The sequence below is a fragment of the Actinoalloteichus spitiensis RMV-1378 genome, assembly GCF_000239155.1.
Taxonomy (GTDB): Bacteria; Actinomycetota; Actinomycetes; order Mycobacteriales; family Pseudonocardiaceae; genus Actinoalloteichus_B; species Actinoalloteichus_B spitiensis.
Genome location: NZ_AGVX02000137.1, coordinates 1 through 9,871 on the forward strand (window position 1 = coordinate 1; position 9,871 = coordinate 9,871).

10 protein-coding genes and 1 riboswitch are annotated in these 9,871 nt (G+C 71.4%); of the genes, 9 read left to right on the forward strand and 1 reads right to left on the reverse strand.

Annotation, left to right across the window (positions count from 1 at the left end):
- Positions 1-963, forward strand: a 963-nt coding sequence (locus ACTIDRAF_RS0207450) for a cytochrome P450 family protein (protein ID WP_016698091.1), incomplete at its 5' end; no start/stop codon positions are given.
- Between the two features lie 79 nt (positions 964-1,042).
- Here the strand turns inward: ACTIDRAF_RS0207450 and ACTIDRAF_RS0207455 are convergent.
- Positions 1,043-1,657 carry a superoxide dismutase gene (locus ACTIDRAF_RS0207455; RefSeq protein ID WP_016698092.1) on the reverse strand — a complete coding sequence of 205 codons (615 nt, stop codon included), beginning with the start codon at positions 1,655-1,657 and terminating at the stop codon, positions 1,043-1,045.
- A gap of 352 nt (positions 1,658-2,009) precedes the next feature.
- Here ACTIDRAF_RS0207455 and ACTIDRAF_RS0207460 point away from each other — a divergent pair, with 352 nt between their 5' ends.
- The 8 genes from ACTIDRAF_RS0207460 to gcvP all read left to right on the forward strand — a co-directional run bounded on the left by ACTIDRAF_RS0207460 (position 2,010) and on the right by gcvP (position 9,664).
- Positions 2,010-2,219 (forward strand): hypothetical protein, encoded by a 210-nt coding sequence (locus ACTIDRAF_RS0207460; protein WP_016698094.1) that lies wholly within the window; start codon positions 2,010-2,012, stop codon positions 2,217-2,219.
- Between the two features lie 91 nt (positions 2,220-2,310).
- On the forward strand, positions 2,311-3,009 hold the full coding sequence (gene clsA / locus ACTIDRAF_RS0207465; protein ID WP_016698095.1) for a cardiolipin synthase ClsA: 699 nt from the start codon (positions 2,311-2,313) through the stop codon (positions 3,007-3,009).
- Positions 3,010-3,075: 66 nt separating this feature from the next.
- On the forward strand, positions 3,076-3,465 hold the full coding sequence (gcvH, locus tag ACTIDRAF_RS0207470) for a glycine cleavage system protein GcvH (protein ID WP_016698096.1): 390 nt from the start codon (positions 3,076-3,078) through the stop codon (positions 3,463-3,465).
- A gap of 147 nt (positions 3,466-3,612) precedes the next feature.
- The gene (gene garA, locus ACTIDRAF_RS0207475; protein WP_016698097.1) at positions 3,613-4,074 is read left to right on the forward strand and encodes a glycogen accumulation regulator GarA; all 462 of its coding nucleotides are present in this window, start codon (positions 3,613-3,615) and stop codon (positions 4,072-4,074) included.
- Complete coding sequence (gene ftsR / locus ACTIDRAF_RS0207480) at positions 4,071-4,778, forward strand: transcriptional regulator FtsR (protein WP_016698099.1); 708 nt, start codon at positions 4,071-4,073, stop codon at positions 4,776-4,778. Before garA ends, ftsR begins: the two co-directional genes overlap by 4 nt.
- 150 nt (positions 4,779-4,928) lie before the next feature.
- Entirely contained in the window at positions 4,929-5,405 is a 477-nt protein-coding gene (locus ACTIDRAF_RS0207485; RefSeq protein WP_016698100.1) for a bifunctional nuclease family protein, read from the forward strand.
- Between the two features lie 314 nt (positions 5,406-5,719).
- Positions 5,720-6,283, forward strand: coding sequence for a MerR family transcriptional regulator (locus tag ACTIDRAF_RS0207490; protein ID WP_016698103.1), 564 nt, complete (start codon positions 5,720-5,722; stop codon positions 6,281-6,283).
- Positions 6,284-6,454: 171 nt separating this feature from the next.
- A riboswitch (glycine riboswitch) is annotated at positions 6,455-6,551 on the forward strand.
- Between the two features lie 191 nt (positions 6,552-6,742).
- Positions 6,743-9,664: an aminomethyl-transferring glycine dehydrogenase gene (gcvP, locus tag ACTIDRAF_RS0207495; RefSeq protein ID WP_016698104.1), complete on the forward strand. Its 2,922-nt coding sequence runs from the start codon at positions 6,743-6,745 to the stop codon at positions 9,662-9,664.
- The last annotated feature ends 207 nt before the right edge of the window (positions 9,665-9,871 follow it).

A 9,871-nucleotide genomic window follows, 5' to 3' on the forward strand; every position in this document is an offset into this window, starting at 1 on the left:
ATGCTGGCCACCGACCCCCCGGACCACACGCGGCTCCGGAGCCTGGCCCGGGCGGCCTTCACCCCGGCGGCGGTCGAGCGCCTGCGACCGAGGATCCTCGCCATCGCCGAGGAGCTGGCCGGGTCGATGGGCGCCGAGAGCGGTCCGGTGGACCTCGTGGAGCGCTTCGCGCTGCCCCTGCCGGTGACCGTCATCTGCGAACTGCTCGCCGTCCCCGCGGCCGACCGCGCCGCGCTCGCCGGCTGGTCCTCCCGGCTGTTCCTCGCCGGGCAGCCCGAGGTGATCGACGAGGCGTCCCACCAGCTCGCGGACTACCTGTCCGACCTCGTCGCACGGCGTCGGCGCGAGCCCGGCGAGGACCTGCTCTCCGAGCTGATCGCCGCCCGGGACGCGGGCGACCGGCTCAGCGAGGACGAACTCGTCTCGCTGGCGGCCCTGTTGTTGATCGCCGGCCACGAGACCACGACGAACCTGCTCGGCACCGCCGTGCTCTCCCTGCTCACCCACCCCGAGCAGCTCGCCTGGCTGCGCGCGGACCTCGGACGGCTGCCGTCCGCTGTCGAGGAGCTCCTCCGGCACGACGGGCCGGTGAACGTCGCCACCTTCCGGTTCACGACCGAACCGGTGCGGCTCGCGGGGGTCGACCTGCCGGCCGACGCCGTCGTGCTGGTCTCACTCGGCGCCGCCGACCGGGACCCGGCCCGCTTCCCCGACCCGGACCGGCTGGACCTCCGCCGCCGGAGCGCCGGCCACCTGGCCTTCGGCCACGGGATCCACTACTGCCTCGGCGCCCCGCTGGCGCGGGCCGAGGCCGAGATCGGACTGGGTGTGCTGCTGAGGCGGTTTCCCGGTCTCCGGCTGGCCGAGGCCCCCGAGGAGGTCTCCTGGCGCCGCAGCAGACTCATGCGGGGCCCGGAAAGCCTGTTCGTGGTGACCCGGCCCGCGGAGGGCACGGCACCCTGACGGGCGCGGCGCCCCGACCGCGCGACCGGCGCGGTGGGCGGACCGGCTCCGTGCCGGCCCGCCCTTCCCGCTGGTCGGATCAACCGATCTTGACACCCCGGGCTGCGGTGAACCGCTGCGTCACGTCGGCCCAGTTCACGATGTTCCAGAACGCCTTGACGTAGTCCGCCTTGACGTTGCGGTACTGGAGGTAGAAGGCGTGCTCCCACATGTCCAGCATGAGCAGCGGGTAGGAGCCGGCCGCCAGGTTGCCCTGGTGGTCGTAGAGCTGCTCGAGGACCAGTCGCTGGCCCAGCGAGTCCCAGGCCAGGATCGACCAGCCGGAGCCCTGGATGCCGAGCGCGTTCGCGGTGAAGTGCGCCCGGAACCCGTCGAAGGAACCGAAGAACTCGTCGATGGCGGCGCCCAGCTCGCCGTCCGGCTTGTCCCCACCGTCCGGGGAGAGGTTCGGCCAGAAGACGGAGTGGTTCACGTGACCGGCGAGGTTGAACGCCAGGTTCTTCTGCAGCAGGTTGGCCGAACCCAGGTCGTTCTTGTCCCTGGCCTCCGCCATGCGCTCCAACGCCTCGTTGGCGCCCTTGACGTAGGTCGCGTGGTGCTTGTCGTGGTGCAGCTCCATGATCTCGCCGGAGATGTGCGGTTCCAGCGCCCCGAAGTCGTAGGGCAGATCGGGCAGCGTGTATGGCGTGGTCACAGGTCCCACCTCATGTCGGGCAACGGTCAACACGGAAGACCCGGGCGTCGGCACCGACGGTGTCGCCACCCGGCTCTCGTAAAGCTACCGCCGGAAGATCGGGCGAGCAGGCGGAGGGCCTGGGCCACCAACCGTTCGTCGGCCGGGCTCCGCCGACGAACGGCGCCCTCGGGACGCGCGACTGGTCGGACCGGCACCACCCGGCCGGACTGCTCGGCGAGCCACGCCGGCCGGTCGGCTTGGCGCCGGGCCGAAGAACGTGAGGAACCCTTGCTTCCGTCCGAGAATCTCGATCAGGGAGCTAACGCGGCACCCGGCGGTGCCGACAGTCCTGATGGAGGTGCGACCGCGCATGAGCGTTGACATGGCCGTGGGAACCGAGACGACGTCCGACACTCCGCCGACCACCCCCTTCACCGTCGTGTGGAGCAGGGGGCACGCGTACGTCCTCGAGGACGCTCCGGGCCGCGCCCGCTGGGTGGGCGTGGACGACCGGGGCAGGCCCCTGACCCTCACCAACGCGCAGCTCCAGCGCCGTGGCTGGAGCCGCACGAGCTCCTGACGGGAGCACTCGGCGCCCCAGCTCGGCCGGTGTGTAAGGCTTGACCTGGGGCGCGAGGGGGCAAGCGGCCCCGGGACCGGGAGTGAATGGGGTGGCGATGGGGCCCGAGGGCAGGCCGAACGAGCAGGGGGCACCGGACGGCTTCCTCAGCGCGCAGCTGGGAGACACCAGCTGGTCAGCGATCAAACAGGACCGGATCCTCACGGTCCCCAACCTGTTGAGCTTCCTCAGGCTCGCCGGGGTTCCGGTCTTCCTCTGGCTGCTCCTCGTCCCGCACGCGGACGTCGCGGCGCTCCTGATCCTGGTGCTCAGCGGCATCACCGACTGGCTCGACGGGAAACTGGCCCGGTGGTTGGACCAGTCGAGCAGGCTGGGCGCCATGCTCGACCCCGCGGTCGACCGGTTGTACATCGCGGCCACCCTCGTGGCCTTCGCCATCCGCGACATCGTTCCGCTCTGGTTGGTGCTCGTCCTCTTCGCCAGGGAGATCGTGCTCGGCCTGGCCCTGCTGGTCCTCCGGCACCACGGCTTCGGACCCTACGAGGTCCACTACCTCGGCAAGGCGGCGACCTTCTGCCTGCTCTACGCCTTCCCCCTCCTCCTGCTGGCCCAGGGGACGTCGACGGTCAGCCTGATCGCGCAGCCGGTGGCGTACGCGTTCACGGTCTGGGGCTGCGTGCTGTACCTGTGGTCCGGCGCACTGTACGTCTGGCAGGGTGCCAGGGCCGTCCTCGGGAGCGGGGCCGCGGCGGGAACCCGCCCCGAGACCAGCGGAGTCAGCTCGAAGTAGGGGGGAGTTCCGCCGGCACCGGCTCCTTGGCAGGATGAGCCCAGCGAACCAGTGATCGGAGGAGAGATGTCGGCGGTTCCGGAAGAGTTGCGCTACACCCAGGAGCACGAGTGGGTGGCGGTCCAGGAGTCCGGCGCGGTGCGGATCGGCATCACGGACTACGCGCAGCGTCAGCTGGGGGACGTGGTCTTCACCCAGTTGCCGGAGCCGGGGCAGCATTTCGCGGCCGGCGATACGATCGGCGAGGTCGAGTCGACCAAGTCCGTCTCCGAGATCTACATGCCCCTTGCCGGCGAGGTCCTGACTCGGAACACTGGGTTGGAAGATCAACCGGAGTCCCTGAACGAGGACCCGTACGGGGACGGGTGGATGATCGAGGTGCGACCGGACGACCCGAGCGAGCTCGATGGTCTGCTGGACGCGGGTGAGTACGCCAAGCTGGCCGACAACGGTTGAGCGGGTACGAGAACTGTACGAGAGGGATTGGCGCCGGCCCCCCGTCGCCAATGTTCATGATCACGGGAGTCGGGCCACGTGCGTTGGTGGCGGCAGGGTAGTTTGAGATCGGCTTTGGATCGCCTAACCAGCAGGAGGAGAGCTCAGGTGAGCACCAACGACGGGCCCGGCACTCCGCCGGAGCGGTCCCCGGAACAGACCTCGGTCTTCCGCGCGGACTTCCTCAACGAGGTGGAGCCTTCCGACTCCCCCGCGGCCGAGCCGGCGGTGTCGGGAGTCGACGCTCTTCCGACGGGTTCCGCGTTGCTGGTGGTCAAGAGGGGCCCGAACGCCGGGTCCCGGTTCCTGCTCGACAGGGAGACCACCAGTGCGGGGCGTCACCCGGACAGCGACATCTTCCTCGACGACGTGACGGTGTCGCGCCGGCATGCCGAGTTCCGCCGCGAGGGTGACGAGTTCGTCGTCGTCGACGTCGGCAGCCTGAACGGGACCTACGTCAACCGGGAGCCCGTCGACACCGCCGTGCTCGCCAACGGTGACGAGGTCCAGATCGGCAAGTTCCGGCTCGTCTTCCTGACCGGTCCGATCGGGGGCCAGGAGGCGCAGTGACCTCGGCCGGCCGGCCCGGGCACGAGGCGATCAGCGTCGGGACGGTGCTCACCGAGCTCCGTCCCGACTTTCCCGACCTGTCGCTGGCCAGGATCCTCTTCCTGGTGTCGGAGGGCCTGGTGACGCCCTCCGGGGCCCGGTCGGGGTCGCCGGTCTTCACGGCCGCCGATGTGTCGCGGCTCCGCGTGGTGCTCACCGCGCAGCGGGACCACGGTCTGCCCCTGAGCTGGCTCCGCGATCGACTCGCGGCTGACCCGAGCTGGAGCGGGCAGGACGGGGAACACCCGGAGCCGTGCCCGGGTGAGACGGCGGAGGCGGCGGGTCGCCCGGCCCGGCTGACCCGGGAGGAGATGCTCGCCGCGGCCGACATCGACGAGGTCATGCTGGTCGAGCTGGAACACTACGGGCTGGTCCGGTCGGGAGCGGTCGGCTTCTTCGACCGCGACGCCGTGCGGATCGCGCGCCTGGTGCGGCAGGCCGCCGACTACGGTCTGGAGCCGAGGCACCTCCGAGCGCTGCGGACCTCCGCTGATCGGCAGGTAGCGTTGATGGCGCAGGCTGTCGCGCCACTGCACCGACCGTCCGACCGCGACCCCCACGCCGGTCTCCGGGCGGAGGAGCGGTTGCGGGAGCTGGCCGCCCTGTCCACCACCCTCTACGAGCTGCTCCTGCGGTCGAGCGTCCGGAGTACCGGTGGTTGGTGAGCGGGCGGCGGCCAGAAGGATGGTTGCCGAGTTGACACGAAGAATCACGAGCGTAGTGAGCCCGAGGCGGGTAGCGTCGATGCTGTCAGTGCGCCATCCTCGATTGTGTGATGTCCGCTCGACGTGGTTCGCGGGAGGAGGGGAGGCCCGATGAGCAGCGAGATGCGTGTGGTCGGCGTACGGGTGGAACTGCCCGCCAACACACCGATCCTCCTGCTGCGCGAGGTCGAGGGTGAGCGCTACCTGCCGATCTGGATCGGTTCGGTGGAGGCCACCGCGATCGCCCTCGAACAGCAGGGCGTTCGGCCTCCGCGTCCCCTGACGCACGACCTCCTCAAGGACGTGATCGGCGCGCTGGGCCGGGAGCTCGAGCAGGTGCGGATCACCGACATGCGCGAGGGCACGTTCTACGCGGAGCTCGTCTTCGACGGCGATGTCCGGGTGTCGGCGCGCCCGAGCGACTCGGTCGCCCTCGCGCTCCGGGTCGGCGTTCCCATCCACGCCGACGAGGAGGTCCTCTCCGAGGCGGGCCTGATGATCCCGGACGAGCAGGAGGACGAGGTCGAGAAGTTCCGCGAGTTCCTCGACTCCGTCTCGCCGGAGGACTTCCGGGGCGCCGACACCTAGCCCGTCGTCCCGACGACCGCTGACACCGGGGCGGTGGAGCCGACGGGGCTGGCGGAGGTTTGTTCAGTCGATCGGGTGATCATGGTGCCCCTCGAGTTGCGGCGCCCGAGCGCCCCTACCAAGGTCGAACGTGAATTCAGCGTGTGGAGTTCTCCGCGCGTCGCGTTGACCTGTTCGCACGCCAGTCCTACCGTCATCCAGGACGAGGCGCACCCGTGGTGCCACCTCAGGTGCATACTCAGATGTCCGGTGGTCCGGATCGACCACCAGGGCGACGTTCGTCGGTCGTGAGGCCGCACGAGGAGGAGGCAGGCGTGGTCGAGGATTCGCCCATCCAGACAACTCCGGGCGAGCAGGGCGCCTTGTTCCCGGACTCCCTGCTCCCGGACGAACTGGTCGGCTACCGGGGCGCCGCCGCCTGCCAGATCGCGGGCATCACCTACCGCCAGCTCGACTACTGGGCGCGGACCGGGCTGGTGGGGCCGTCGATCCGGAGCGCCCACGGCTCCGGTAGCCAACGGTTGTACTCCTTCAAGGACCTGCTGGTCCTCAAGGTCGTCAAGCGGCTGCTCGACACCGGGGTGTCACTGCAGAACATCCGGGTGGCGGTCGAACACCTGCGAAAACGAGGTGTCCGCGATCTCGCGCGGATCACGTTGTTCAGCGATGGCACCACCGTGTACGAGTGCACCTCGCCCGAGGAGGTCGTCGACCTGTTGCAGGGCGGGCAGGGCGTGTTCGGCATCGCCGTGAGCGGAGCCATGCGGGAGATCAGCGGCACGATCCACGAGTTCCCCGCCGAGCGCGCCGACGGCGCGGAGATCCAGGAGGGCCACGTCGACGAGCTCTCCCGACGGCGGGCCCAGCGCACCGGTTGAACCCCGCATCGCCGTGAACGTCCGGCGTGCCCCGTGGTGGGCAGGCGCTCCCGCCCGGCCGGCGCAACGCGGCCGCCGCGTCCCGCTGGGGCCGAGGTCCAGGGTGCGGGAGGAGCCACCGGGGCCCCGGCGAACGGGACACGGCCGGGTAGGCTGGCCCGTGTAGTCGCCGAACTCCACGCGGGAGAGTTCGCACCGCGTGCCGGTGCGGCGCCGAAGGAGCAACTTTCCCCGGAACCTCTCAGGCAGCCAGGACCGCGTGGACGAGACACCTCTGGAAAGAGGGTTGGTGAGCGGACGGGTTCGACCCGGCGCTGACCACGCCCCGCCGACGGTGCAAGCCCGGTCCTGGTGGACCGGGCGAAGCTCTCAGGCACCCGTGCCCCGGGCAGTGACAGAGGGGGAGCCCTCGCCATCCTGCCCGGAGGCGGGAAGCCCGACGACTACCGAGGTCCGGTCATGACGACGTCAGAGCACGCCCTCCGCCCCACACCAGCCCTCTCCGAGTTGGAGCGGGCCACGCCGTTCGCCGACCGCCACATCGGGCCCGACGGTGCGGGGCTCGCCCGGATGCTGTCGGTCATCGGTGTCGGCTCGCTCGAGGAGCTCGCCGACCAAGCGGTGCCCGGCGACATCCGCGACGACACGCCTGCGGTGGGCCTCGAACGGCCGCTGTCCGAGAACGAGGTCCTCGCGGAGCTGCGCTCCCTGGCGGCCAGGAACCGGCCGCTGGTCCAGATGATCGGTCTCGGGTACCACTCCACGATCACCCCACCGGTGATCCGCCGGAACGTGCTGGAGAACCCGGCCTGGTACACCGCCTACACCCCCTACCAGCCCGAGATCTCGCAGGGGCGGCTGGAGGCGCTGCTCAACTTCCAGACCGTGGTGGCCGACCTCACCGCCCTCCCCGTCGCCAACGCCTCGATGCTCGACGAGTCCACCTCCGCCGCCGAGGCCATGACCCTGCTGCGCCGGGCCGGCCGGTCCCGGTCCCACCGGTTCCTGGTCGACGCCGACACCCTGCCCCAGACGGTGGAGGTCCTGCGTACCCGGGCCGAACCGCTGGGGATCGAGCTGGAACTCGTGGACCTGGGCGACGGCGCCCCCCTCCCCGAGGGCGAGTTCTTCGGTCTCCTGCTCGCCTACCCCGGTGCCTCCGGACGGGTGGTCGACCACGCGGCCGTCGTCGCGGCCGCCCACGAACGGGGGGCCCTCGTCGCGGCCGCCGCCGACCTGCTGGCCCTCACCCTGCTCCGGCCGCCCGGTGAGTTCGGGGTCGACGCGGTGGTCGGCTCGACCCAGCGGTTCGGGGTACCCCTCGGTTTCGGCGGGCCGCACGCTGCCTTCCTGTCCGTCCGCGAGGGGCTCCAACGGCAGCTCCCCGGCCGGCTGGTCGGGGTCAGCGTCGACGCCGACGGCAACACGGCGTACCGGCTCGCCCTCCAGACCCGGGAACAGCACATCCGCCGGGAGAAGGCCACCAGCAACATCTGCACCGCCCAGGTGCTGCTGGCCGTGGTGGCCGCGATGTACGCCGTGCACCACGGACCGGAGGGCCTGCGCACCATCGCGCTGCGCACGCACCGGATGGCCGTAGTGCTGGCCGCCGGCCTGCGGCGGGCCGGGCTCCGCGTGGTGCACGACCACTTCTTCGACACCGTCCTCGTGGAGGTGCCCGGTGGCGCGGACCGGGTGGTGGCCACCGCCCGGGAGCTGGGCGTCAACCTCCGGCTCGTCGACGCCGACCGCGTCGGGGTCTCCTGCGGGGAGGACACCACCCGGCACCACCTGGAGCTGGTCTGGCGGGCCTTCGGGCTGGACACCTCCGAGGCGTCCGACCAGCGGCCCGACGTCGACGACCTGGACCAGCGGACGCCGGACGCGGTCCCGACCGACCTCCGCCGCACCAGCGGCTACCTGACCCACCCGGTCTTCGAGGCGCACCGCTCGGAGACGGCGCTGCTGCGGTACCTGCGGCGGCTCGCCGACTCCGACCTGGCCCTCGACCGCACCATGATCCCACTGGGCTCCTGCACCATGAAGCTGAACGCGGCGGCCGAGATGGAACCCATCACCTGGCCCGAGTTCGCCGGGTTGCACCCCTTCGCCCCCGCCTCCGACGCCGCCGGGTTGCTGACCGTCGTGGCGGACCTGGAACGGTGGTTGGCGGAGATCACCGGGTACGACGCGGTGAGCCTCCAGCCCAACGCCGGGAGCCAGGGCGAGTTCGCCGGGCTGCTGGCGATCCGCGCCTACCACCGCGACCGGGGCGAGCCGCACCGCGACGTCTGCCTGATCCCCGCGAGCGCCCACGGGACGAACGCCGCGAGCGCGGTGATGGCGGGGATGCGCGTCGTGGTGGTCCGCTGCGACGAGTCCGGGAACGTCGACCTCCCGGACCTGCGCCGCCTCGTCGGGGAGCACCGGCACGACCTGGCCGCCATCATGATCACCTACCCCTCGACCCACGGTGTCTACGAGGACACCGTCCGGGAGGTGTGCGCCGAGGTGCACGACGCCGGGGGGCAGGTCTACGTCGACGGGGCCAACCTGAACGCGTTGATCGGCCTGGCCCGACCGGGCAGGTTCGGTGCCGACGTCTCCCACCTGAACCTGCACAAGACGTTCTGCATCCCCCACGGCGGAGGTGGACCAGGAGTGGGCCCGGTCGCCGTCCGCGCGCACCTGGCGCCCTTCCTGCCCAACCACCCCCTCCAGCCGGCGGCGGGACCGGCCACCGGGGTCGGACCGATCAGCGCCGCCCCCTGGGGAAGCGCCTCCATCCTCCCGATCTCCTGGGCCTACGTCCGGATGATGGGAGCGGAGGGGCTGCGGAGGGCGACCCTCACCGCCGTCGCCGCCGCGAACTACGTCGCCGCCCGGCTGTCGCCCCACTACCCGGTGCTCTACACGGGCGCGGGTGGCCATGTCGCCCACGAGTGCATCCTCGACCTGCGTGAGCTGACCAGGACGACAGGGGTGACGGTGGACGACGTGGCGAAGCGGCTCGCCGACTACGGGCTGCACGCGCCCACGATGTCCTTCCCCGTCGCCGGCACCCTCATGGTCGAGCCGACCGAGAGCGAGAACCTGGCGGAACTCGACCGCTTCTGCGACGCGATGATCGCCATCCGGGGGGAGATCGACCGGGTCGGCTCCGGGGAGTGGCCGGTCGAGGACAACCCGCTGCGCAACGCACCGCACACGGCGGCTTGCCTGTCCGGGGACTGGCGGCACCCCTACGGCCGGGAACTCGCCGCGTTCCCCACGGGCCGTCACCGGGACAAGGTGTGGCCCCCGGTGCGGCGGATCGACGGTGCGCGCGGTGACCGCAACCTCGTCTGTTCCTGCCCGCCGTTGTCGGCGTACCAGGACTGAGCGCGACGCCGGTAGTCAGGGCACAACCGTGTACGACCCCGCGGAACTGCTGGATCCGACCAGGGGTGCGTCGTGGCGGCTGGCGCGCCGGGGCTGGCTGGTGGACCGGACCGCGCTGCGTGCCCTGGTCGCGTCGCGGGACGAGGCGGTCGTCCGGGCGGCCGCCTCGCGGGAGCGTCGCAGCAGGGCGGCGGCCCGGGTGAGGGC